20 protein-coding genes are annotated in these 25,814 nt (G+C 56.0%); 5 read left to right on the top strand and 15 right to left on the bottom strand.

Annotated features, from left to right (window positions below; all coding sequences use genetic code 11):
- Positions 1-15 precede the first annotated feature (15 nt).
- Positions 16-486 (top strand): prepilin peptidase, encoded by a 471-nt coding sequence (locus AH68_RS04140; RefSeq protein ID WP_039197907.1) that lies wholly within the window; start codon positions 16-18, stop codon positions 484-486.
- On the opposite strand, the gene mltG is transcribed toward AH68_RS04140, so the two are convergent.
- The 6 genes from mltG to AH68_RS04110 all read right to left on the bottom strand — a co-directional run bounded on the left by mltG (position 487) and on the right by AH68_RS04110 (position 6,306).
- Positions 487-1,671 (bottom strand): endolytic transglycosylase MltG, encoded by a 1,185-nt coding sequence (mltG, locus tag AH68_RS04135; RefSeq protein ID WP_039197905.1) that lies wholly within the window; start codon positions 1,669-1,671, stop codon positions 487-489.
- A complete protein-coding gene (gene ruvX, locus AH68_RS04130; RefSeq protein ID WP_039197902.1) occupies positions 1,668-2,141 on the bottom strand; it encodes a Holliday junction resolvase RuvX in 474 nt (157 codons plus the stop codon). Before ruvX ends, mltG begins: the two co-directional genes overlap by 4 nt.
- A gap of 10 nt (positions 2,142-2,151) precedes the next feature.
- On the bottom strand, positions 2,152-4,830 hold the full coding sequence (alaS, locus tag AH68_RS04125) for an alanine--tRNA ligase (protein ID WP_039197900.1): 2,679 nt from the start codon (positions 4,828-4,830) through the stop codon (positions 2,152-2,154).
- An 87-nt stretch (positions 4,831-4,917) separates the two neighbouring features.
- Complete coding sequence (locus tag AH68_RS04120; RefSeq protein WP_003835127.1) at positions 4,918-5,154, bottom strand: hypothetical protein; 237 nt, start codon at positions 5,152-5,154, stop codon at positions 4,918-4,920.
- Entirely contained in the window at positions 5,154-5,543 is a 390-nt protein-coding gene (locus AH68_RS04115; RefSeq protein ID WP_039197897.1) for a DUF948 domain-containing protein, read from the bottom strand. The genes AH68_RS04120 and AH68_RS04115 overlap by 1 nt, the downstream gene beginning before the upstream one ends.
- Positions 5,544-5,631: 88 nt before the next feature.
- Entirely contained in the window at positions 5,632-6,306 is a 675-nt protein-coding gene (locus AH68_RS04110; protein ID WP_039197894.1) for a histidine phosphatase family protein, read from the bottom strand.
- A 53-nt stretch (positions 6,307-6,359) separates the two neighbouring features.
- Between AH68_RS04110 and AH68_RS04105 the strand changes: the two genes are divergently transcribed.
- Positions 6,360-6,725, top strand: a complete 366-nt coding sequence (locus AH68_RS04105; protein ID WP_039199809.1) for a phage holin family protein — start codon at positions 6,360-6,362, stop codon at positions 6,723-6,725.
- A 110-nt stretch (positions 6,726-6,835) separates the two neighbouring features.
- On the opposite strand, the gene rpsD is transcribed toward AH68_RS04105, so the two are convergent.
- From rpsD to AH68_RS04075, 5 genes are all read right to left on the bottom strand, one after another.
- Positions 6,836-7,462, bottom strand: a complete 627-nt coding sequence (rpsD, locus tag AH68_RS04100; protein WP_039197891.1) for a 30S ribosomal protein S4 — start codon at positions 7,460-7,462, stop codon at positions 6,836-6,838.
- Between the two features lie 279 nt (positions 7,463-7,741).
- Positions 7,742-8,581, bottom strand: coding sequence for an ABC transporter ATP-binding protein (locus AH68_RS04090; protein WP_144245694.1), 840 nt, complete (start codon positions 8,579-8,581; stop codon positions 7,742-7,744).
- A complete protein-coding gene (locus AH68_RS04085) occupies positions 8,578-9,792 on the bottom strand; it encodes an ABC transporter permease (protein WP_039197888.1) in 1,215 nt (404 codons plus the stop codon). The genes AH68_RS04090 and AH68_RS04085 overlap by 4 nt, the downstream gene beginning before the upstream one ends.
- A 7-nt stretch (positions 9,793-9,799) precedes the next feature.
- Entirely contained in the window at positions 9,800-10,198 is a 399-nt protein-coding gene (locus tag AH68_RS04080) for a DUF4418 family protein (RefSeq protein WP_039197886.1), read from the bottom strand.
- Positions 10,199-10,319: 121 nt separating this feature from the next.
- Positions 10,320-12,971 carry a UvrD-helicase domain-containing protein gene (locus AH68_RS04075; RefSeq protein WP_052189251.1) on the bottom strand — a complete coding sequence of 884 codons (2,652 nt, stop codon included), beginning with the start codon at positions 12,969-12,971 and terminating at the stop codon, positions 10,320-10,322.
- A gap of 190 nt (positions 12,972-13,161) precedes the next feature.
- Here AH68_RS04075 and AH68_RS04070 point away from each other — a divergent pair, with 190 nt between their 5' ends.
- Both AH68_RS04070 and AH68_RS04065 read left to right on the top strand, forming a co-directional pair.
- A complete protein-coding gene (locus AH68_RS04070) occupies positions 13,162-13,743 on the top strand; it encodes a xanthine phosphoribosyltransferase (RefSeq protein ID WP_039197883.1) in 582 nt (193 codons plus the stop codon).
- A gap of 60 nt (positions 13,744-13,803) precedes the next feature.
- Entirely contained in the window at positions 13,804-15,195 is a 1,392-nt protein-coding gene (locus AH68_RS04065) for a nucleobase:cation symporter-2 family protein (protein WP_144245692.1), read from the top strand.
- A gap of 108 nt (positions 15,196-15,303) precedes the next feature.
- On the opposite strand, the gene AH68_RS04060 is transcribed toward AH68_RS04065, so the two are convergent.
- From AH68_RS04060 to AH68_RS04045, 4 genes are all read right to left on the bottom strand, one after another.
- Entirely contained in the window at positions 15,304-17,139 is a 1,836-nt protein-coding gene (locus tag AH68_RS04060) for an acyltransferase family protein (RefSeq protein WP_052189143.1), read from the bottom strand.
- 275 nt (positions 17,140-17,414) lie between these two features.
- Positions 17,415-18,644: an acetate/propionate family kinase gene (locus tag AH68_RS04055; RefSeq protein WP_039197880.1), complete on the bottom strand. Its 1,230-nt coding sequence runs from the start codon at positions 18,642-18,644 to the stop codon at positions 17,415-17,417.
- 88 nt (positions 18,645-18,732) lie between these two features.
- Entirely contained in the window at positions 18,733-20,403 is a 1,671-nt protein-coding gene (gene pta, locus AH68_RS04050; RefSeq protein ID WP_039197878.1) for a phosphate acetyltransferase, read from the bottom strand.
- A gap of 200 nt (positions 20,404-20,603) precedes the next feature.
- Positions 20,604-23,081, bottom strand: coding sequence for a phosphoketolase (locus AH68_RS04045; protein WP_039197875.1), 2,478 nt, complete (start codon positions 23,079-23,081; stop codon positions 20,604-20,606).
- Between the two features lie 456 nt (positions 23,082-23,537).
- Between AH68_RS04045 and guaA the strand changes: the two genes are divergently transcribed.
- On the top strand, positions 23,538-25,100 hold the full coding sequence (gene guaA / locus AH68_RS04040) for a glutamine-hydrolyzing GMP synthase (RefSeq protein WP_033501228.1): 1,563 nt from the start codon (positions 23,538-23,540) through the stop codon (positions 25,098-25,100).
- The last annotated feature ends 714 nt before the right edge of the window (positions 25,101-25,814 follow it).

The following is a 25,814-nucleotide window of genomic DNA, read 5'->3' as shown; positions in this document are numbered from 1 at the left end:
GACTATCTTAACGGTATGTGGTACATGATTTGCCTGCCGAGTCTGATCTGTGGACTAGCCGTCAGCGTCGAAGACATCCGTTCACGTCGCATCCCACGCACATGGGTCGCCGCAGGATGCGTGGTACAGATTATCGTGAACCTCATATACGCGCTCTACGCCAACACACTATTCTTAGCGCTGCAGGCACTGCTCTTCGCCACGCTGTCGGCGGCGCTGCAATGCGCTCTTGCTTTGGTGAAACCCGGTTCATTGGGATTTGGCGACGTCACGACCACGTTGCTTATGGGTTTGGCCATCGGCATGTTCGGCCTGTTCGCCGTAGTGTCTTGGTGGCTTGCTATCGGCATAGTCGGCTTGTGCTGGATTGTCCTATGGACACGTTTTGATCCGCAAAAGCATACTTCTTACGCCGGTAGAACGCCATTCGCCCCGGCGATTGTGGCGACCGGGGCGATAGGCATTGCGGTTGGCGTTATGTTCTGATTAGTTCGCGTTTTCGTTGTTGTTCTTATACTCGTCGCGAATCTTCCAGAACTCGTCTTCCGTTTCGACGAATTTCGTTTCGCCGGTTTGCAGATTGGTGGTGACGAAATACATCCACTTGCCTTCCGGAGGGTTGATGGATGCCTTGATGGCGTCGTCTCCAGGATTGCTGATTGGCGTCGGCGTCAGCCCCTTGTGAATGCGGGTATTGTATGGATTGCTATCATCGTTCAGCTGGTCATCGGTAAGCTGGCTCGCGGAAATGCCTAGACCGTAGGCGACAGTCGTGTCCATGCCGAGCGCCATGTCGCTGTCGATACGGTTGAGAATAACCCTTGCGACCTGCCCGTAGTATCTGTCACTGCCCACTTCAGATTCAGCAATGGACGCGATGATTAAAATACGTTCGCGTTCGCTGCCGGTCGGCACACCCAGATCATCCAACTTGGCGATGCGCGCATCGACCATGCTTTTGATAATATCCTCAGCGGACTTGTTCTGCGCATTGTAGGCGCCAGGCTCAAGCCAACCTTCGAATTTGCCATCGGCTTCTTCAGGGAGGATTCCCGATCCCCCACCATCTATGATGGCTTGGAATTCCGAAACGTTTATGCCCGATACCTGCGCCGCATCTGCGATGACATCAGACACACGTTCACCGGCCTTGACTTCGGCGAAGCCTCCGGCCTGGCTTTGGTCAGACAAAATCTTGACCACGTCGGACGCCTTCATATGCGTCTTCAAAGCGTACGATCCCGGATACAACGTGGCCGAAGCCCCGCTTACCGCGGAAGTAAACGCGGCAGCGGACTTGACGATCTTCACTTTGACAAGGTTCTCAGCGATTTCGGCGGCGCCCTGACCGGATTCTACGGTAAAGGTCACTTCCTTATCGCCTGGTCCCGTATAATCCTCAATCTGGCTCTGCGAATTCGCTTCGTTCGCGACCTTCCAATGTTTCAAAGCACGTATTCCGAAGAATCCGCTGACACCGATCAGAATAACTACCACAAGTGCAGCAATAATCGTGATGTACAGATGACGACGCTTTTGTTTTCTGCGACGACGCATGTCTCTACGTGATTTCGGCGGCTGCGGCGGCATTGCCGAGTTGAAGGATGTGTCATCCGACGAATCCACCCATTGCGCGTTATCGGAGAAAAAATCATCGAGATTGTCGGTCACAGGCCCCTCTCCTCTTGTCTCTCTCTTCTGTCGATTGCCGTCTGCAGTATCACCACCGCCGACTGTTGATCGACCATAGGACGATGCTCACGTCCACCGATTTGCGCATCGAACAGCTGATGATGCGCAGTCACCGTGGTCAGTCGCTCGTCAACCAATTCGATGGTTGGAACTTGCGTCAACGAGTATTCATCATCATCCACCGCGGCACGCAGTCTTCTCTCAAGATTAACGGTCCACCGCCGTGCCTTCTTCGCGCTTTTGCCTTCTTCTCCGCTTAACAGCAACGGCAACCCGACTATCACATGGTCGACTGATTCGTCTTCGATGACGTCGACGACCTCATCCAATGCGCGAAATGAATCCCCGTAGACTTGGATGTTGCCTGCAGGGTGTGCGAGGGTGATGCCGGGGTCAGACAATGCGAGTCCGACCCTGGCATCACCCAAATCAATGCCAAGCCAAACCATGTTTGGTGGTTCAGCCCTTCATGGCCTGATGGACCAACGCCTCGAGAGCCTCGTCAATCTTGGTGGCGTCCGCGCCGCCACCCTGAGCGAAGTCCGGCTTGCCGCCGCCACCGCCGCCGAGGATCTTAGATGCGCCTCGAACGAGATCTCCCGCCTTGATACCCTGCTTGCGTGCGGCTTCATTGGTGGCCACGGCAACCATGGGCTTGCCTTCCTCATTCACGCCAGAGAGGGCCACCACGACCGGGTTTTCCTCACCGAGCTGGCCACGGACGTCAAGTACGGTCTTACGCAGCGCGTCGAAGGAACCGAAATGCTCGACGTTCTTCGCAGCTACCTTGACTGGAGCCTGAGAAGCCTTGGTCTCCGCAACCAGAACCGGAACGGAAGCGGAAAGCTGGGATTCATACATAGCTGCAAGACGGCGATCGGATTCCTTGAGCTTGGCAAGCAATGCGTTCACGCGGTCAGCCAGCTCATCCGGACGGGCGTTGACCATGTCGGAAAGCTGAGACACCAACGCATGCTCGCGAGCGTTGAACTCGTAAGCGCTTTCGCCTACGACCGCATCGACACGGCGCACTCCGGAACCGATGGAAGCTTCGGACATGATGTTGACCGCGCCGATCTTACCTACATGATCGATGTGGGTACCGCCGCAGAGCTCACGGCTCCAGCCGTCTTCACCAATGGAAACCACACGCACGACGTCGCCGTACTTCTCTCCGAACAGGTGCATGGCGCCCAGAGCAATGGCATCATCGAACTTCATTTCCTGAGTGGTGACGGCGAGATTTTCGCGCAGCTTCTCGTTGACACGAGCTTCCACGGAGTTCATCGCATCCTTGCTCGGAGCGCTGGACCACTGGAAGTCGAAACGCAGACGGTTCGGCGCATCTTCGGAACCGCGCTGGGTGGCCTGAGGACCAAGCTCCTCACGCAGCGCCTTGTGCACCATGTGGGTAGCGGTGTGCGCGCGGGCGATGGCGCCACGGCGATCAAGATCGATGTTGGCGTTGACCTCGGCACCGACAACCAGTGTGCCTTCGGTCAGACGGCACTGGTGCACGATGAGATCCTTGATCGGCTTCTGCACATCGTCGACCTCGAGCACGGCACCATCGTCGGAGAGGATCTCGCCTTGATCGGCGAGCTGACCACCGGCCTGCGCGTAGAACGGGGTACGGTCGAGAATGACTTCGATATTGGCCGGACCGGTGGCTGCGGGAACGGAGCCCTTGCCTTCCTGCATGATGCCCAACACCTTGGCTCGCGCGGACATGTCGGTGTAACCGAGGAAGTCGATGGGCTGAACCAGCGTCTTCTTGAAATCGTCGTAGACGGAAAGATCCACGTTGTGGCGCTTCTTAAGAGCATCGGCACGTGCGCGGCTCTTCTGCTCGGCCATAAGCTCACGGAACTTGGCCTCATCGACCTTGACACCCTGATCTGCGGCCATTTCAAGGGTGATCTCGATTGGGAAGCCATAGGTGTCGTGCAGCTTGAACGCATCTTCGCCGGAAACGGCGTCGGATCCGGATTCCTTGGCCTTTGCCACAGCGAGATCAAAGATTTCGGTACCGGATTCCAACGTGCGGCGGAACGCATCTTCCTCGCCGTAAGCCGCCTCGGACACATCACGGAAAGTGTTATTGAGTTCCGGATAGCTCGGCTCCATAGCCGCCTTGGAAGTCGGCAGCAGGGTCGGCATGACCGGACCGGTCACACCGAGTTCACGCATGGCCTTGACAGTACGACGCAGCAGTCGACGCAGCACATAGCCACGACCGTTGTTGGATGGGCGCACGCCGTCAGACATGATCATCAAGGCGGAGCGCACATGGTCGGCCACGATGCGGAAGCGCACGTCCATGGCTTCGTCATCGCCATACATACGGCCAGACAGCTTCTGGGCTGCTTCGATGACCGGGAAAACCTCGTCAGTCTCATAAATGTTCTGCTTGCCTTGCATCAGATAGGCAAGGCGTTCCAGACCAGCGCCGGTGTCGATATTCTTGTTCTCAAGTTCGCCCACGATGTGCAGGTCGGTCTTGGACTTGACATTATCGACCTCGTAGTTTTCGAACACGAGATCCCAAATTTCAATGTAGCGGTTCTCGTCGGCGATCGGACCGCCTTCCACGCCGTATTCCGGTCCACGGTCCACGTAGATTTCGGAGCACGGGCCGCCGGGGCCAGGACCACCGGTCGTCCAGAAGTTGTCTTCCATGCCCATGATCTGGATGTGTTCGGGGTCAACACCCTCGTTCTTCCACATCGAGCGGGCTTCCTCATCGTCGGTGAAGGTGGTCATCCACAGTTTCTCCGGATCGAAGCCGTAGCCGCCCTTGTCTTGCGGGGTGGTCAGCAGCTCATACGCATAGTGGATGGCTTCTTCCTTGAAGTAATCACCAAAGGAGAAATTGCCCAGCATCTGGAAGAAAGTACCGTGACGGGTGGTTTTGCCGACCTCGTCGATATCCAAAGTACGCACGCACTTCTGATTGGATGCCATGCGGCTCTTCGGCGGAGTCTGCTCGCCCATGAGGTAAGGAATGAACGGGACCATGCCTGCGATGGTGAACAGGGTGGTCGGGTTCGGAGAGATCAGCGATGCCGAAGGCACGATAAGATGGCCGTGCTTTTCGAAATAATCAAGATAGCGCTTCGCGATTTCAGAAGTGCGCATTTGAGATTGAGCTCCTTTTTTGCTGGAAAGCCTAATGCCTTCCAAAGAATTCGTGATTGTTGTCTGAACTTGTGTCACGCTGAAGAATCAGCTGATTTTGCTCGCATATTTGGTGTTAAGTTCAGCTTCGCGGGCTCGGCGGGCTTTGTCGAACTCATTGAACAAGCCTTCAAGGGTACGTACGGCCACGTGATCTTGGTCTGGTCCAAGCAGGAACTGCCTGGCCGCGTCAGGAGTGTTGGCCTTGACGTATGCCTGTGCCTTGGTCACGGCCACAGCACCGATGCCCACACCGATGGAGATCCAGAAGAGACGCTTGAACATCACTCCCCCTTGTTACTTGCTGCGCTGTTGATGTTCTTCTTGTTCATGAAGGACTGCGCAGTGGTTTTCAGGGCATATGCCGCGGAAGCGACCTTGATGATCGGCTTGCCGAGGAACGATCCATACAGATCGGTCAGCGCACCGACATTATTGGCCGTCGTGGAAGCCGCTGCGGAGATCTTGTTGACGTCTTCCAACGATTTGTTGACCTGCTGGACGGTGATCACACTTTCGTCAAGCGCAGGAATCGCATGATCCCCCGTATCTTTGACGGTTTCGGCGATCTGGTCGAACAGCTTACCGAGACGAATCAACGGGTAGATCATGAAACCGGCAAGAATCGCAAAAGCGATTGCCGCAATCAGACCGGCTATTTCTCCAACACCCATCTTGAACCTCTTTTCAGTCCCACGGTTGCCCGCGAACGCAATACCCGCATAACAGTAGTAAAAAGCCCCGACCTAAGGCAAGCTATGTTCACTGATTGTATGAAATGACGCTTACCGCTTCTTCGATGGGTTTCGTCGTATCGAAGTCAAGAACGGTCACCGATCCATTGGCCGGGCGTTCACTCAAATCGTATCCCTCCGGAGCAAAACGGTGCATAAGGCTCAGCAGCGTGTTGCCGTGAGAAATCTGCAGCACATCATCGCCGTCCTTCAGCATGGGATTGGATGCGATCAAAGCAAAACCGGCTTCGACCCTCGCCCAATACTCGGCATCGGATTCGGCGTCGTGGAACGGATCAGCCTCTTTAAGGAAGTCACGCGTTGCACCAAGGCCGTACTGTTCAACGATGTCATTGTAGTTCTTCGCACCGTGGGGGCCTCCAGCGGCGGTCCATGCCACGCCCATATCCTGCCCTTCGAAATAGCCGTAGAACTGTTCACGGAAATGCATGTCGCTCATCAATTGAGGGCGAACATGCCCGGACGCCTCGTTCACATCAAGAATATGTTGGGCGGTCATCTGCGCACGCGTGGTGTCGGAGCAGTATGCCGCGGCAAAATCGAAATCCTTCAATTTGTTTGCGGCCTTGTCTGCGTCGGCGATGCCGGATTCCGTCAATGGAGAATTCGACCAGCCCTGCAACCTGTTATATCGGTTGAAAAACGTCTGCCCATGTCGGACGAGATGAAGATGAAGCAACATGGGCTCCATGCTACCCTCACGGTTTGAGCAAATTCGTGCTATACGATGTTGTTATGGATCATTTTATTTCTCGTTGGCTAATTCTTACCGTCGCGGCGGGCGTTATGGTCGCGGTTCTCCCCGGCATGCATGCCATCGGAGAGCCTCCTGTACTTGGCATTGCTGCGTTCGCTTTGTTCATGGCGCTGATCAACGCTTCCATCAAGCCAATCATCCACATCATCGCATTGCCATTGTCGATTGTTTCGTTCGGGTTGGTCGCATTGGTGATCAACTGGCTGTTCATGCAGCTCGCATCATGGTTGGCGCTGTCGTTTTTCTCCGTGGGCGTCACTATTGACGGATTCGTATGGTCTGTGCTGGGCTCTCTTGTCATGACGATTGTCAGTGGCGTTGTGGGAGGCATCATCGGCGACTAGGTGTTAACAGTTACGTTCATTAGATAGCGAAGAGCCTCGCAACCGCTGGGATTGCGAGGCTCTTGCTGTATGTCCTTATACTGTAGGTTCTTACAGTATGTAGATCCAGATCAGCGGGCGTAGAATTCGACCACGTACTGGATGTTGACCTGCACCGGAATCTCCTCGGCTTCAGGCTTGCGAGTCAGGGCGGCCTTCAGAGAAGGCAGGTTGACGTCCAGGTAGCCCGGGACCGCCGGCAGCACATCGCGGTGCACGCCTTCGGCAGCGGCCTGGAACGGAACCATGGTCTGGCTCTTGGCCTTGACCTGAATGGTCTGGCCAGGCTTGACGCGGTAGGACGGGCGGTCGACGATGTTGCCGTCAACGAGGATGTGGCGGTGGACCACGAACTGACGGGCCTGGGCGGTGGTGCGGGCGAAGCCTGCACGCAGAACCAGAGCGTCAAGACGGGTCTCAAGGTCGGTCAGCATGGCGTTACCGGTCTGTCCGGCAGTGTGGGTGCCCTTCTCGTAAGCGGCGCGAAGCTGCTTCTCGGAGATGCCATACTGAGCGCGAAGACGCTGCTTTTCACGCAGACGCACTGCATAATCGGACTCAGTGCGACGGCGGGTGCGACCGTGCTCGCCCGGAGCATACGGACGCTTTTCGAAAATGCGCTGAGCCTTAGGGGTCAGTGCGATGCCGAGGGCGCGGGAAAGACGCACCTGACGGCGAGAACGCTGAACGTTCGTCATTGGTTTAATCCTTTGTTTGTTCTGTCGTTGTCTGAACGGAGCGCAAACCGGTTTCCCGATATGCGCTGAGCCAGCCTCTCCAGTGCTTCTTCGTGCAGAACACGAACGGCTTGAACACGTGCCGTAATACAGCTCGTATCGGCCGCCGACCCACTGATGGGCTAAGACTCCAGACGGCATGTTCCCTTGCGGGCGCACACCAATCGTTAATAATACACATGAGGGCGGGACGAGCTTGCCGTTCCGCCCTCTTCGGCATGTCACACTGCCATTTCGACGCTATGCCTCAGACAGTACGCCCCTGTCCATGCGGTAAGTTCGATCCACATATGCGAGCGCGTCCGGATCATGGGTGACCATGAGTACGGCCGTACCGTCTTTGGCGGCTTCCTGCAGTAGCCTCATAACGATGGTGGTGTTTTCGGCGTCCAAATCGCCGGTGGGTTCATCGGCAATCAGTAGTTTTGGACCGTTCATCAAAGCTCGCGCTATGCTGACACGTCTCATCTCACCACCGGAAAGTTCTTTCGGATAGCATTCCGCCAAATCATCGACCTGCAGTCGGCGCAACAACGAGTGCGCACGTTCCACGGCATGATCCTGAACGAGATTGTTTTGCGTTTTTGCCGCCGGAACCGCCGCAATGACATCCGGAAGTCCGTCATCGACCGTCTGTTCGGAAGGCGAATCGGAAGCGTTCTCTTCCGTCGCTTTCAAATCGTACGAATCCGCAAGTACCTGGGTATCGCACTGCTCTGTTTTGCCGTTCTGCAGAATGGAGGGAAGAATCACATTGTCAAGCACCGTAAGATTCTGCAGCAACGTCTGGCTTTGTGTGACGAAACCGATGGTGCGATTGCGCACGATCGACATTTGCCTGTCATTCAGCCGCGTCACGTCGTTACCGTCCAAATCGATGAATCCGGACGTGGGTTTGAGCAGACCAGTTATAAGATTCAGCAACGTGCTTTTACCATTGCCGGAACGTCCGACGATCGCCACGAACTCGCCTTGATTCAAGGTGAAGTCGACATGATCTACAGCCGCGAACGGTTTGCCGCGACGTGTGAACTCGCGAGTGAGCTCTTTTACTTCGAGAACCGTGTTTTCCGCCATCATTCACCTTCTCTCAAAGTCAGATAGGTTTCGGGAGCGGAGAGTTTCACCGCCGTCGCCACGGAGGCGAGTAGTCCGGTAAGCACTGCGAACACGAAACTCACTGCGATCAATGCCAGCACATTCCATATGTTGGTTTGCAGATACGGCAACTGCAACTGCTGTCCGATAAGCGTGCTGAACGGGAAAATCGCAAGCGATGCGACCGCAATGCCAACAACTCCGCCCAAAGCTCCAATCATGGCCGATTCCTTCACAATGATGCCAACCAAAGTGGAACGATTGGCGCCAAGAATGCGATATGCGGCGAATTCACGCTTACGTTCGTTCATGGCGGACGAGAATACCGCAAGCAGCACGATCAGGCCCATAACCCAGAACACCGCGACGAAAAGGGTCACGTAGCGAATAATCACGTTCAGATTGGTTTTCGTGGTAGCCGTAATACCTCCTGGATACACGTATCCAAGGCTTTTGATTCCGGTCGTTTTGGTGATGTTTGAAGCGACCTGCTGAGCGGAATAACCGTCTTTGACTTTGATGAGCACTGCGGAAACGGCTTTGTCGGCATAGTCTTCCGGAATGGCGGCATGACCTACCTTGACGGAATAGCCAACCACGTCGGGAACGGTCTGCATGTTCACGAATACGGAATTGTCGAGTGACGTACCCGTGTTGGCGAGTTGCGCCGCCACTGGGAATTCATGTCCGTACAGTTTGACCGTGTTATTGCTCGACACGCTGATGCTGGCTCCGGCAACGATCTGACCGCGCTGAAGCGTGCCGTCGAACTGCGATGCAATCCAAGGGGTGATTACGAAGTCGGTCTCGGGATTGAATCCGATGATCTGCACTTTTTCGTCGCAGCATGCGGCGGCCAGCGATGAGATATATGTTTGCTCCGTGATTTCGTCGATGCCGTCGGCTTTCGCCACTTCACCGGTGATGTCGTTGGTGAAGTAGAACGTGCTTGCTGACCCATTGGTCAGCAGCGCCTCGGCCTCGTTTTTGGTATTTTGCGGCGTGACCATAAGATCGGCGCCCATACGTTCCTGCATGCTGTTCAAACCAGCTTCAAGATTCATGGACAGCAGCGAGCCTCCATAAAAGGCCACGGTAAGCATGGTGACGACGATGGTAAGCGCTGCAGTACGAAACGGTTTGCGCTTGAGGTTGACCAGTGGCAAACCGGCGAGGGTGATGTGATTCGCCATCGTAAGCTCAGGCGCGCTTTGCCGGCTTGAGATCAAGATACGCAGCGATTGCCGCGAGCACGGCCAGCAGCACGCCAAGCACGATCAGCGTCGGCAAGGCGACCATATGGCAGTGCATCATGGCACCCTTGCACACGCCGATAAGCACGGTCGGCACAGTGATGGTCAGCACACCAAGCACGGCATTGGCAATGTCAAGACCAGCACGGGTCTGATCGGAAACGAACAGCCCTGCGACGCCAAGCACCGCAATCACAATGCCGATGCCGAGCGCAGCCTGAGCCGTGTAATGGCATGCCATCGGCGTTTCTTTGACCGCGCACACGCGGGCGAAGGTCTGCGGTGCGATAGCCACCAAAGCACCAAGTAGAATCTGCGAAATACCGGCATACAGTTTCTTATTCATGATTTTCCTCTCAAAAAAGACCAGCATCGCTGATTATTGCAAGGTCCTTTTGAAAAAGAAAGTCTTGTTTTTTCTTCAACTTCGTGCTATAGAGAAAGGCTTCATACGCTTTCCAGCTTCATCACAGCATTTCGATGGGTGCCATACGCAGCAGCAGACGTTTGACTTCACCGTTGCCGAAGTCAACGGTAATGACCGAATTCGCGCCTTTGTCCTGTATTTCGATGACCGTACCCATGCCGAAATGGTCATGCGTGAGCCTGTCTCCGACATGCACGTCCGCGATGCTCAAGCCGCTCCGATTGTCGGTTTGGCTTGCCTGCGAAGATTTGGTCAGGTCCACAGGTTTGGTTTTCGGCTTGACGCGCCTAGTAGTGACCTTGCCGGATTTTCCGCTGGGCTTGCCGGAGCCGTACGAACCGTATGAAGAGCTCGATTCTGCTCCTGCATACGAACGTCGCGAGCTAGAGCCATATGAGGATGATGCGCCGCGCGCGGACGAACCACCGTATTGCGTGCGACCCGACCCATACGAGGACGACCCGTACGAGGACCGCAATCCATACGTGCCGGAACCATATGAGGAGCCACCGTAACTCGACTTTCCATATGAGGAGCCACCAAACGACACTGATCCGAAATCATCGTCATCGTCCCAGCCGCCGAACTCGTCGTCATCATTCCGCCAGCCGGCACGCATGCGTTCGACTCCGGCCTCACGTCTTTTCCAATCGATCAGCTCGTCGGGAATCTCGTCAAGGAACTGGCTGGGCATCATATCGTTGGCTTGCCCCCATTGCGCACGCACGGCCGCACGCGTCACGTACAGTCGACGCTTCGCACGGGTGATGCCCACATAGGCAAGGCGACGCTCCTCGGCAAGCTCACTGGTGTCCTCCATGGCCCGCTGGTGCGGGAATGTTCCCTGCTCCATGCCGGTCAGGAATACGTACGGATATTCCAGACCCTTAGCCGTATGCAGAGTCATCATCGTCACTTTGCCGGAGTCCTCGTTCTCCCCTGGCAACTGGTCGGAATCGGCCACCAAAGCCGTAGTTTCCAAGAATCCCGCCAACGTGGCATCAGGCGTGTTCTGCTCGAATTCCGCAGCCACCGACTGCAGCTGGGAAAGATTGTCGACGCGGGAAGCGTCCTGCGGGTCCTCAGAACGCTGCAGCTCCTCCAGAATCCCACTCTTGGAGAGCACTTCGGCAACCACTTCGGATGGTTTCGTATCATGGTCCTTCGCGAAATCCGCAAGCCCATGCATCATGTCGCGGAACACGCCCAGCGGCTTCGTCGTGCGCGCGGACATGCCTTCAATCTGCTCCATATGCTCAATCGCGCCAAAAAACGTAGTGTCGTGAGCATCCGCATACGAGGCAATGAGGCCTTCGGCACGAACTCCCAATCCACGCTTCGGCACGTTGAGGATGCGGCGGACGTTCACATTGTCCGCAGGATTCACAATGGCCTGCAGATATGCGAGCGCATCCTTGATTTCCCTACGCTCGTAGAATTTGGTGCCACCGACCAGCTGATATGGAAGATTGGCGTTGAGCATGGCCTCTTCAAGCGAACGTGATTGCGCGTTGGCACGGTACATGATGGCGATGTCGCGGTATGCGACGCCTTCCTCTTCGTGGATTCGCGCGATTTCGTTGGCTATCCATCCTGCTTCCTGTTGCGCGTTGTCGGCCGCGTATCCGACGATTTTGTCGCCTTCGCCAAGTGCTGTCCACAGTTTTTTCGGCTTGCGATTTTCATTTCTTGCAATCACCGCATTGGCTGCGTCGAGAATGGTTTGCGTCGAACGATAATTCTGTTCGAGCATGATGGTTTTCGCGTTCGGGAAATCCTGCTCGAAATCCTGAATATTACGAATATCCGCGCCTCGGAACGCATAAATCGACTGGTCGGAATCGCCTACCACCGTAATCCAAGACGGTCCGACACGGCCCGCTCCTCGCATATGTGGATCGGGCTGTTCTCCTGAATCAATGCCGGAGAGCTCACGTACGAGCACATATTGCGCATGGTTGGTGTCCTGATACTCGTCCACGAAAATATAACGGAACTTGTGCCGGTAGTATTCGCTCACCTGTGGGCAACGCTGGAACAATTCGACGGTGCGCATGATCAGGTCGTCAAAATCCACGGCGTTCGCCATGGCCAGACGGTGCTGGTACTCCGCATACACCACGGCGACCAGCTCGTCGACGTCGCCGGCCGAAACCTGATATCCGCGTTGGCCTGGCTTGTAGTCGCAGTTCACGCTTTTCAACTGGTCCTGCCATGAAGTCAATGAATTCTTGCAGTCGGAGATTTTGCCGAGCAGCATGCGCGGCGTATACCGTTTCGTATCGATGTTCAAATCGCCGCTGATGAGCTTGACCAAACGTTCGCAATCAGCCGTGTCATAAATGGAGAATCCTGAGGTAAGGCCGATTTCCTTGCCATCGCGTCGGAGGATACGCACGCACGCGGAATGGAAGGTGGAGATCCACATATGTTCGGCTTCAGGCCCTACGAGGGCAGCAAGGCGTTCACGCATTTCCGCTGCGGCCTTGTTGGTGAAGGTGATGGCGAGAATGCTGCTCGCCCAAAAACCGTGTGCCAGCAGCCATGCGATGCGTCTGGTGAGCACGCGGGTCTTACCGGATCCGGCACCTGCTCCGATAAGCAGGGCCTGGCCGTAGTACTTCACCGCTTCCATCTGTTGCGGATTGAGGTCCTTGATCAGACTTTGCGGATCGCACAGACCTGGTCCCATATTCTGCTCCACCGGTTCCTCTTTCCATGAAGATTCGAAGTCGATTACTGCGAAATTCATGTCTATCACACATGCAGGTCAGCGCAACACTCGCATGGTCAATTGACACGCGTATGCTGAACGTTTATATGCGGTTCACCGTATGTCAACATCAACGCCGCCTTATGCGGCCAACAATCTAAGGGGATTCATGAAGGAGCTCGAAGAGCGCATTCGCCTGCAGGGTACCGTCAAGCCGGGTAATGTGCTGAAAGTGGACGCTTTCCTCAACCACCAGTGCGATGTCGAATTATTCGACCGCATGGGTGCCGCTTGGGCGGAGCATTTTGCCGGTAAGACCATCAATAAGATCCTGACCATTGAAGCTTCCGGCATTGGTATCGCCTGTGTTGCCGCACGTCATTTCGACAATGCACCTGTGGTGTTCGCCAAGAAGGCGCAGTCCATCAATCTCGATGGCGACCAGTACACCACCACTGTCTACTCCTTCACCAAGCAGAAGGAATTTCCCGTCATCGTGTCCAAGAGGTACCTCAACGAAGGCGACCATGTGCTGTTGCTTGATGACTTCCTAGCCAACGGCAAGGCTCTAAAGGGCCTGATTAATCTGTGCCATGATGCCGGAGCGACGGTCGAGGGCATCGGCATCGCAGTGGAGAAGGGTTTCCAAGGCGGCGGCGATGAGTTGCGTGCAGCGGGATACGACGTCGATTCCCTGGCAATCGTGGAGTCGATGGATCCGGAAACCGGTGCCATCGAGTTCCGCTCCTGATCGTCGTATCTTAGGGCACGCATCAGAAACCATTACAATCTGTTGCTCATCACAGTATGAATGAATAAGAGAGGATTCGTTGTGAGCGAAGAGAAGAAGAAAGACAACACGAACGAAAAGAAGGGCGTTTCCTTTGAAGCACTAAGCAGCTTGGACGCACCTGTTTCGTTCTGGAAGGGCATCCCGTTCGGCCTGCAGCATGTCATGGCGATGTTCGTGGCCAATCTGGCTCCGATTTTCCTAGTGGCTTCCGCCGCCAACATGAGTGCCGAGCAGTCTGCCACAATCATTCAGGCCGGTCTGCTGGTGGCAGGTCTGGGTACCTGCCTGCAGCTGTACGGCGTGTGGCTGATCGGCTCCCGACTGCCAATGGTCACGGGCATTTCCTTCACATATGTGGCCGCCGCCATGTCGATCTCCCAGAATCAAGGCTATGGTGCGGTTGCCGGCGCGGTCGTGCTTGGCGGCCTGTTGGAGGTAGTGCTTGGTTTGACCGCCAAGTATTGGCGTCGCTTCGTGCCGCCGATCGTATCCGCGATTGTGGTTACGTCGATTGGTTTTTCGCTGCTTTCTGTTGGTGCCACCAGTTTCGGCGGCGGTTCCGGTGCTAAGGATTTCGGAAGCTGGCAGAATCTCACGCTCGGTCTAATTTCGCTGGTCGCCTGCCTGGCTTTCCAGCTGCTGATGAAGGGTACCGCCAAGCAGCTTTCCGTGCTGTTCGGCTTGGTTGTCGGCTATATTGTCGCGATTTTCATGGGCAAGGTTGATTTCTCTGGATTCTCGAATCTGCAGGTCGTGTCCGTGCCGCATTTCATGCCTTTCCAGCTTGAATTCGATCCGGGTGCGATTATCTCCTTCGCCTTGCTGTACGTCGTGTCTTCCGTAGAGGTGCTCGGCGATACCGCGGCGCTCACCAAGGTTGGTCTCGACCGTCAGCCTACCGATAAGGAGACTGCGGGCGCCATCGCAGGCGACGGTCTCATCTCCTCCGTCTCCGGTCTGTTCGGCTGCCTTCCGTTGACGTCGTTCGCACAGAATATCGGCTTGGTCGCCATGACCAAGGTCGTCAACCGTAAGGTGATTCTTTCCGGTGGCCTGATTCTGGTGATCGCAAGCTTCGTTCCTGCCGTGGCGGAAGTGTTCAATTCCCTGCCGCAGGCCGTGCTTGGCGGTTGCACCATCATGATGTTCGGTAACATCATCCTGTCTGGCTTCCAGATGATTTCCGAGGCCGGCTACACGCAGCGCAACATCACCATCGCAGCGTTGAGCCTCACCATCGGCATCGGTTTCACGCAGGTCGGTGACATTTTCGTCAACTTCCCGTCGCTGTTCCAGTCCATCTTCGCATCCAACTGCATCGCTGTGTCGTTCGTTGTGGCCGTGCTGCTGAATGCGCTGCTGCCGAGTGAAGAGCATTTCCTGTCGGCTCCGCAGCATCAGGAAAACTGAGACTATTCAGTCTTAAGATGATATGAGGAATCCCCCCTGCTCAAACGAGTCAGGGGGGATTCCATATTCATCGCAAAACTGCTTTATCGGGATTCACGAAAAGTATTCTCAGTGTCCTTGCTTGATCCAATTCGTAATCGCATCCTTAACGGCTTGGGCGTACAGCGTATTGGACATGTCAGGGTGAATACCATCTCCGGCAAGCTCATCAGGATACGCCGAAATCGTAGCATCCCAGTCAACGAGAACAACGTTCTCGGAATGGGCGGCCGCGAAGTTACTCAACGCGTCGTTCGTTCTGGGGACCCAAGACACGGGGGCATGCGCGTTAATCAGCACAAGCACATGATTCGGTCCAATGTCGTTCAGTACGTCATTGAGCTGGCCATCGGTCACCGCTGAATTCGTAGCCAAGCCGACCAGCACCCATTGGCGCAAACCTTCCGGCTGGCTTTTGGTCTGGTCTATAAGTCCCAACGCCTTGGTCATCGAACGTGAGGTTTCCGCATCAACAGTGATTCCAGGGAAAACGGATTGCAAACCTTTACTGGAGGCGAGCATCACCGAGTCACCGAATGCGACCATCTGCTGTCCATTAGGCATGGTGTGTACGGGTTTCCTGGGCGTTGGTGGATGCTTCCTATTGAAGTCGAGATTCATGCCCTGCTGCTCTTTCAGCATTCTCGCATTCTCTTCCAGCGCGCGTTCCACACTGGTCTGCTTTGGCACGTTGTCCACCACGTATCCAGACATCAAGCATGTACTCAATACCACGACAATCGTTATCCAGCATCTGGCAGCATCCCACATGCCATTTTCCGGAAGAGGACGAATCATGGCGATGAATCTGCCTCGGGCAACAGGCTGTTCCACCAACTTCCACGACATGGCGGTACAACATGCGGTAAGAGCGAGTGTGATTAGCAGCATCCATCCAAGATGCCGCGCACCCCACTGGGGGAACATCGCCTTGGTGAACAACCATAAAGGCCAATGCCACAGGTAAATGCCGTATGAATATCGGCCGACCACATCAAATGGTTTGAACACCAGCAGATCCTGTATCCAAGATCCAAAAGGAATGGAACCAGCGACCAGAACCACTGAAAGTAGCGAGGCCGCGAAAATCCCTCCATAGAAGGCAGCAGGACCCTGTTCAACGTGCTGCATCATCCATAACAGAATCAGTAATGCCACAAAAGCCGCCGCAGGGCCGATCTTGCTCCAGACCAGACAAGCACGTTCCATGATCGCCGTTTCTTCCGGACGACCGTTGCCACGCCGTATGATCATCAGCAGCCATGCCAGCATGGCACCTAGCCAAAGTCCCATGGCATGCGTGTCTGAACCGAAATACACTCTGGTTGGATCGGTTCCCGGGTGATACTGCAATCCCATGGAAAGCGCACTACACACGGCAAGTCCGGCAAGTACTGCCACTGGTACCCAACGTACCAGAATTTTTCGAAGCAGGTAGATCAGCAAAGGAGCCAACAGATAGAACTGCATCAGCACCGACATGAACCACAGATGACGGAACATGTCTGGATTCATCTGCGAGAAATAGCTGGCGCCACTACCGATGGCATACCAGTTGTAACAACCCAACATAGCCGTCACTATCTGGTTTTTAATGTCCACCAACATGTCTTGGTTGATGAACCATGCCAACGATACGGTGACGGGAATCATCAGAATCAACGCCGGGTATATTCTGCGCAGACGCCTGAGGTAATATTCCTTGAAACCTATTCCCCTGCCGGAATCAATATGATTCAGCAACGACGAGAAAATCAGAAAACCTGAAATGGTGAAGAATATGTCAACACCTAGGAATCCGCCCCGCAGCGAGCCCTGGTCGCAGTGATACAACACTATCGCGATCAAGGCGATGCCCTTGAGGCCATTCAGACCGACAAAACGACGTCTTATCACAACAATCAACCGCTTCTCTCAACATGCGACGTATGTGCGTAATAGGAACAACGTTTCGTATCGTACTACCAGCCCCTCCCCCATTATGCGGATCATGAACAGATATGGAAAGGTGTTGTCTGGGACGATTAAAAACATTCGGTGAACGCAACCTCGGAAGCGGTGGAGACATAACGATTATTCGAAAAAGGACCGTACGTTCCATTGGTATTGATTTGATGCCAATGGAACGTACGGTCCTCTTATACGGTCCCGTCAATCATTTGACTGCGGGATCTCCTCGCTCACTTGGAGAAGACGTTGCCGTAAGTGTCTTCGCCTACTTCTGCGATGGCCGCGGACTTGCGGGCGATTGCCAGCTCCTCGTTGGTCGGAATGACGCAGATGGTGATCTTGGAATCCGGGGTGGAGATGATGCGCGGTTCCTTGGAACGGGTGGCGTTCTTCTCTTCGTCCAGCTTGACGCCGAACGGAGCGAGCTTGTCGCACACCATCTTGCGGACCACGTCATCGTTCTCGCCGACGCCTGCGGTGAAAGTGATCACGTCTACGCCGCCCATCTGAGCGGTGTAGTTGCCGATGTAGCCGACGATGCGGTGCACGTAGACATCGAGAGCCAGCTTGGCGTCCTCGTTGCCTTCGGCGACCAGACGGTGAACCTCACGGAGATCGCCGAAACCGGTCATGCCCATCATGCCGGAACGCTTGTTGAACAGAGCGTCGAGCTCATCCACGTTCATGTGGGCGTTGCGGATCAGGTGGAAGACGACGGCCGGATCGATATCGCCGGTACGGCCACCCATCATGAGGCCTTCGAGCGGGGTCAGACCCATGGAGGTCTCGACCGGCTTTCCGGAGACCTCTGCGGAAGCGGAAGCGCCGTTGCCGATATGCAGCACGATCTGCTTGAGGCCTTCAGCCGGCTTGCCGATGACGTCCGGCACCACGGAGGAGATGAACTCGTGGGAGGTGCCGTGGGCGCCGTAACGGCGGATGTGGTACTGGTCGGCGATTTCCTTGTTCAGCGCGTAGGTGCTTGCGGCCTTCGGCAGCTGGAAGAAGAAGGAGGAATCGAACACGAAGATCTGCGGAACGTCCGGCAGGAGCGCACGCATGACTTCAGCACCCTTGGCTTCCGGACCGTTGTGCAGCGGCGCGAGCACAGCGAGGTCCTTGACCTGGTTGATGGTCTTGTCGGTGACCAGAGCCGGGTTCGGGAAGATGGAACCGCCCTGCACCACGCGGTGGCCGACTGCCACGATGCCAGCCTCGTCCAGCTTCGGGCCGAACTCGTTGAAGAAGCCGAGCACGCGCTTCAGGCCCTGCTCGTGGTCGTGGATCGGCTCTTCCAGCTCATGCTTCTCACCGTTGAACTCGTGCTTGTAGTGGCCGTCAACCGGCTCGCCGATCTTCTCGACCAGGCCGGAAGCAATACCTTCACCGGTTTCAAGATCAACCAGCTGATACTTGATAGAGCTGGAACCGGAATTGATGACAAGGACGGTTTTCGCCATTGTGGGCATCCTCCATGTGTTAATCGATGTGCCGCTTGCGCGACTTTCCAAACTTTAGATTACTCTTTGCTTGCTACAAAATAGCGTTTTACTGGGCTTCGATGGCGGTCAGGGCAACAGTGTTGATGATGTCTTGCACGGTCGCGCCACGGCTCAGGTCGTTGACCGGTCGGTTCAGGCCCTGCAGCACCGGTCCGACGGCCACTGCGCCGGAGGAACGCTGGACGGCCTTGTACCCGATGTTGCCCGCGCACAGATCCGGGAACACGAACACGTTGACGTGGCCCGCCACATCGTTGCCCTTGGCCTTGGTGGCTGCGACGGTCGGCGACCAAGCCGCGTCGAACTGGATGGAGCCGACAACCGCGAGATCCGGAGCCTTCTCCTTCACGAGTGCGGTTGCTGCTTCCACGAGGTCGACATCCGGTCCCTTGCCGGATCCCAGCGTGGAATACGACAACATGCCGACCTTCGGATCGAGGCCGAACGCCTTCGCCGTTTCGGCGGACTGGATGGCGATTTCCGCCAGCTGTTCCGCGGACGGGTTCAGATTGATGGCGCAATCCGAGAACACTGCGACATGATCTTTGAAGCACATGAGGAACGCGCCGGACACGAGGGAGGATCCCGGCTTGGTCTTGATGACCTGCAGTGCCGGACGTACGGTGTTGGCCGTGGAGTTGATGGATCCGGAAACGAGACCGTCTGCCTTGCCGAGCACCACGAGCATGGTGCCAAAGTAGCTGTCATCGGTGAGCTGCTTGCGTGCCTGTTCCTCGGTCATGCCCTTCTTGGCGCGCAGCTCGCACAGTTTGGCGACCATCGGAGCGAGCACTTCCTCGTCATCCTTGGCCTGGAACTGCGCCTTTTCAAGGGATCTGAGTCCAAGCTCCTCGCCGCGGGCGAGAATGCTTTCCTTGTCTCCGACGATGATCAGATCGACGATATCACGCTCGAGCAGATAGTCGGCCGCCTTGATGATGCGGTCTTCGGTTCCTTCCGGAAGCACGATGGTTCTCTTGTCTGCCTTGGCCTTGCCCAGCAGACTGTACTGGAATGCGTATGGCGTGGTCGGTGCCTTGAACGGAGCCTCAACAGCGGAGATAAGCTCTTCGGCGTTGACATTCGCCTCGAATGCCTCAGTAGCTTTGGCCACGGCGTCTTCCTCGTCAAAATCAACGGCGGGTAACGTCCACACCGGCACCTCGTAAGCTGCGAACTCCTCCTTGAGAGGTTCCACTTGTTCATCTTTACACCCGGTGATGAACACGCCGGCGACCTTACTTCCTGCATTCTCAATGATGGTCTTCGACGCCTCGACAGTGCCCAGGACCTGTTCCGGAGTGCGGTTGATGGTGCATACGGCAAGAAGCACGACAGACTTAAGATCAGCAGCTACGTCAGCATTGAACGCAAAGATGGACGGGTCGTTGATGGCGGATTTGTCCGTTCCGACAACAACCACGGCTTCAGGCTGGGCGGTTTCGATGGCTTCCGTGTAGGCGGCCACGATATCGGCCCGGGAACCTTCCTTGTCGGTGCGTGCACGCTTCGGGCAAACACCGACGGATTGTTCACGGCTCAGCCCCGAGTTGCTTGCTTCAAGAAGAACGTCGGTGAAGGTTTCCTTGCGGCAAACCGCCGGACGGAACACGGCCGTCTTCTTGGTAGCTGCGAATGCCTTGGTGACGCCAAGGGCCACGACGTTGCGGCCGTTTGCTGCTTCAGGGCTGATAATGGTGACGCTGGTTAGACTCACGATGTCTGCTCCTATTCGTTGTTTTTAAGGTGTGTGACTGCGCTGTTTCGCACCATGTGCCATTGTAATGCGTGAACGGTAACAGACACGCATTTCATGACATGGTGTCACAACGCATTACAGAGTTACGGATATGGCAAAAGCCCCAAGGGAAAATCCCTTGGGGCTTTATTCAAGCAATCAGCCTATAGAGGCTAGACTCACTCGTTATCGCCAGCGGTTGCGGCGGTAGCGGAGACAGCACCCTGCTTGTTGGTGTTGACACCGGAGTAGACCCAGTCGGTGTAATCCGGGTGATCGTAGCCGTTGTCGACTGCGAACTGGAAGGCTTCCTGACGGAAGGCTTCGAGCTCGTCGATCTTCTCGGCGTACTTGTCAGCATCGATCATGCGCAGAGCTTCGGCAACGAGCTCGTAACGGTCGATGTTGTTCACGCGAACCATGTCGTACGGGGTGGTGGTGGAGCCCTGCTCCTCGTAGCCGTGGACGTTGAAGTTGTCGTGGTTCGGGCGATCGTAGATCAGACCACGCACGTCACGGGCGTAGGAGTGGTAAGCGAACAGAACCGGCTTGTCTTCGGTGAACAGCTCAGCGAAGTCAGCGTCGGAGATAGCCTGATCGTTCTCCTTGGTGGACTGCAGCTTGACCAGATCCACAACGTTGACGACCTTGAACTTGATGCCGAGCTCGTTGAGCTTGTCGGCAGCAGCCATGATCTCCTGAGCCGGAACGTCGCCAGCGGAGGCGAGAACGATCTGGGCTTCGTCGTTGGACTTGGCGGTGGAAGCCCACTCCCACTCAGCAGCACCCTTCTCAAGCTCAGCGCGAGCTTCGTCCAAGGTCAGCCAGGTAGCGGCCGGCTGCTTGCCAGCGATGATCGCGTTGATCATGTTGGTGGACTTGTAGCACTTCTCAGCCACAGCGAGCAGCATGTTGGAATCCACCGGGAAGTAGATGCCGATCACGTGATCGTTGTTGAAGCACTTGTTCAGCAGGACGGAGGTGACACCCGGATCCTGGTGAGAGAAGCCGTTGTGATCCTGACGCCACACGTGGGAGGAAACGAGCAGGTTCATGGAGGAGATCGGCTTGCGCCACGGAATCTCGCGGACGGTAGCCTCAAGCCACTTGGCGTGCTGGTTCAGCATGGAGTCGATCACGTGCACGAAGGACTCGTAGGAGCTCCAGATGCCGTGGCGGCCGGTGAGCAGATAGGCCTCGAGGAAGCCTTCCATCTGGTGCTCGGAGAGCTGCTCGGTGACCTGGCCGGTGACAGCCATGTGCTCGTCAACCTGGGAGGACAGGTAGCCGGCATCCCACTGCTTGTTGGTGACGTCGTAAGCGGCCTGCAGACGGTTGGAAGCGGTCTCGTCCGGTCCGAAGATACGGAAGGAGTCCGGGTTGTTCTTGATGATGTCGCGGGTGTAGACGCCCAGACGACGGGTTGCCTCGAGCTGGCCCCAGCCGTGGCCGTACTCGGCGACTTCCTTGACCTCGTAGTCTTCGAGAGCCGGCAGGTTCAGCTCTTCGCGGATCACACCACCGTTAGCGTTCGGGTTGGCACCGATGCGCAGTTCGCCAGTCGGCATGAATGCGGTGACTTCCGGCTTCACAGCACCGTTCTCGTCGAACAGCTCTTCCGGGTTGTAGGACTCGAGCCAGTTCTTGAGGACTTCGAAGTGAGCCTCGGTATCGCGGGCGGAAGCCAGCGGAACCTGGTGGGAACGCCAGGAGCCTTCGGTCTTCTTGCCGTCGATGAACTTCGGGCAGGTCCAGCCCTTCGGGGTGCGGAAGATGATCATCGGGTAGAACGGACGAGTCATGTCGTCGGTCTGAGCTGCGGCCTTGATGTCGCAGATCTCGTCGAAGACGGTCTCGAACAGCTCGGCGAAACGACGATGGATCGACAGGTGATCCTCGTTGTCGAAGCCAGCAACGAACTCGTACGGCTCATAGCCCATGCCGTGGAAGAACTCGTGAAGCTCTTCGTCGGAGATGCGGGACAGGATGGTCGGGTTGGCGATCTTGTAGCCGTTGAGGTGCAGGATCGGCAACACGATACCGTCGGTGCGCGGGTTGATGAGCTTGTTGGACTGCCAGCCGGTAGCCAGCGGGCCGGTCTCAGCTTCGCCGTCGCCGACGATGGCCGGAACGAACAGGCTCGGGTTGTTCATCACAGCACCGTAGGCGTGAGACAGGGCGTAACCCAGCTCGCCACCTTCGTGGATGGAACCCGGAGTCTCCGGAGCGTAGTGAGACGGGATGCCGCCCGGGTAGGAGAACTGGCGGAAGAACTTCTGCAGACCAGCTTCGTCCTTAGTGATCTTCGGGAAGGTCTCAGTGTAGGTGCCGTCCAGGTAGGACTGAGCGGTACCAGCCGGGCCGCCGTGGCCCGGGCCCATGATGATCACAGTGTTCTGCTTGTGATCAGCGATGAGACGGTTGATGTGGCCGATGAGGAAGTTCAGGCCCGGGGTGGTGCCCCAGTGACCGACCAGACGGTGCTTGACGTCTTCGCGGGTGAAAGGCTCCTTCATCAGCGGGTTGCTACGCAGATAAATCTGGCCGATGGAGAGGTAGTTGGCTGCACGCCAGTACTTATCCACGCCTTCGATAGCTTCCTCGGAAACCGGAGCGTTCAGCTTCTTCCAAGGGGTGCCAATAACAGGACTCGTCATGTGTACTCCTGTACTCCTGCACTGTGTTGTGCGATTGTTTATTTTCATTCGGTCCTGAATCTCGCAAAACCTTGCGGTTCCGCGGAACGATTCATTCCCAATCACTTGAGCATATTACGAGCGAGGTGCGACTTTTTGCTGTTTTTTTGCGACTGTGTGCGTAAGTGTGTCGTTTCTGTTAGAAAATGAGAGCTTTTATCGGGAGATTTGTGAATACTTCACATGCTATTAAAAAGATTGATAAACGGCTCAATATCAACGATTTCAAGCTATTCTCACACCTTTTTCACGTTCGTTTTGCAATACTTGCATGCGGCGTGTTGAACCATGCGTAGTAAGCAATTGTGAGGTTTGTTCACTTTCTGTTCACAGCGTTTCCAATGTCTGCTAGCGTCGCCACAATAGAACAGTTAATATTGTTGCTTCTTCATACCTCATATCAAAAGGGAGAGTGTTATGGCTGCAGGTCCTGTGCTCGTTGTTGATTTCGGAGCCCAGTACGCCCAGCTGATCGCACGTCGCGTGCGTGAAGCAAATGTTTATTCGGAGCTTGTGCCGCATTCCATGCCGGTCGACGAGATGCTGGCCAAGGATCCGCAGGCCATCATCCTTTCCGGCGGTCCGGCTTCGGTATTCGAGCCGGGCGCGCCGCGTGTGGATAAGAAACTGTTCGAGGCCGGCGTTCCAGTGCTGGGCATCTGCTACGGCTTCCAGGCCATGGCCTATGCCTTGGGCGCGGATGTCGACAAGGCCGCCCTTGGCGAGTATGGCAAGACCGAGACCTTCATCGACGAGTCGAAGGGTCTGCTCGAAGGCTCCCCCGCCGACCAGAACACGTGGATGAGCCATGGCGTGGCTGTTAAGACCGCGCCGGAAGGCTTTGAAGTGCTGGCACACACCGAGGGTGCGCCTGTTGCCGCCATGCAGGATGAATCCCGCAAGCTGTATGGCGTGCAGTGGCATCCTGAAGTCAAGCACACCCCGATGGGCCAGCAGCTTATCGAAACCTTCCTGCACAAGTGCGCAGGTCTCGGCAACAACTGGGATGCCTCCAGCATCATCGAGGATCAGGTCGCTAAAATCCGCGAGAAGGTCGGTGACGCACAGGTGATCTGCGGCCTGTCCGGCGGCGTTGATTCCGCAGTCGCGGCGGCTCTCGTGCACAAGGCCATCGGCGACCAGCTCACCTGCGTGTTCGTGGATCACGGTCTGCTGCGCAAGGGCGAGGCCGAGCAGGTCAAGCATGATTTCGTCGAGGCGACCGGCATCAAGCTCATCGCTGTAGACGCCTCCGAGGACTTCCTCACCGCCCTGAAGGGTGTGAGCGAGCCGGAGAAGAAGCGCAAGATCATCGGCGAAAAGTTCATTCGCACGTTCGAAAAGGCCCAGCGACAGGTCATCGAAGAGGCGGGCGCTTCCGGCAAGGAAGTCAAGTTCCTCGTTCAAGGCACCCTCTACCCGGATGTTGTGGAATCCGGCGGCGGCGACGGCGCAGCCAACATCAAGTCGCACCACAATGTGGGCGGCCTGCCTGACGACATCAAGTTCCAGCTCGTCGAGCCACTGCGCACCCTGTTCAAGGATGAGGTTCGTGCCATCGGTACCGAGCTTGGATTGCCGGACGAAATCGTCTGGCGTCAGCCGTTCCCTGGCCCGGGCCTCGGCATCCGCATCATCGGCGAGATCACCAAGGAACGTTTGGATCTGCTTCGCGAGGCCGACGCCATCGCTCGCGAAGAGCTTTCTAAGGCTGGTCTTGACCGCGATATCTGGCAGTGCCCGGTCGTGCTCCTTGCCGATGTGCATTCCGTAGGTGTGCAGGGCGACGAGCGCACATATGGTTCGCCGATCGTGTTGCGTCCGGTTTCCTCCGAAGATGCCATGACCGCAGACTGGTCCCGCATTCCGTACGATGTGCTTGCCACGATTTCGACGCGTATCACCAATGAATGCCGTCAGATCAACCGTGTGGTGCTCGACTGCACGTCCAAGCCGCCGGCAACCATCGAGTGGGAATAAGCCGACAAGGCTTTGACCTGCACTTTTGAGTGCCGTGGTGTACTGCTGAGTTTCGTTTCGTATGCGACTCACGGCAAAGCCGCCAGCGGCATCGGTGAGTAAAAACGATAATCGAGCCTCCGTCCCCGCGTTGGGACAGAGGCTTTTGTCGTTTTATTCCCTTTCACCTGCGATTTCGCTATTTACTCCCCGTGTTTCAAGACAACAAGGTACGGGGTTCTATTCGGAAGAATGGGAGTAAGGATTTATCCCAAGCGAGTGGACGCGCGGTTTTTGTCCCTGAGGGCGAGACAGGGCCGTTTCAAGGCCCGTGAAACTCAAATCGAACTCAATGGGCTTTTCGATGGCCTCCGCATGGCGTTTTCCCAAGTGGTTTGGGGAGTAAAAAATCCTGCCGTCTTGATAAAAATGGGAGTTATCAGGGGAAATGCCGCGGCATTTACTACCCAGATATGCCGGAAACGTGTTCACATGTAACAGGGAGTAAAAACTCAGCAGGTAAAGAGCGCACGGCGAACTCAAGCTGAAGGACATCAAAAACGATACCGTGATCTTCGTCGGTTCCGATGGGCTGCCCCATCGGAAGTATGATTGTGCAACCACCATCCTCAAATCTCGGTCGCATCTATTATAAAGACTTGCATTTGGCTCTGAACTTATTTTGTTTTTCGATGCTTGACTTCGATGGGCTCCCCGAAAAAGCAATCATTTCCT

The sequence above is a fragment of the Bifidobacterium catenulatum PV20-2 genome (assembly GCF_000800455.1).
Classification (GTDB): Bacteria; Actinomycetota; Actinomycetes; order Actinomycetales; family Bifidobacteriaceae; genus Bifidobacterium; species Bifidobacterium kashiwanohense_A.
The sequence above is the reverse complement of the archived record's forward strand: the minus strand, read 5'-3'. Positions and strand labels throughout refer to the sequence as shown.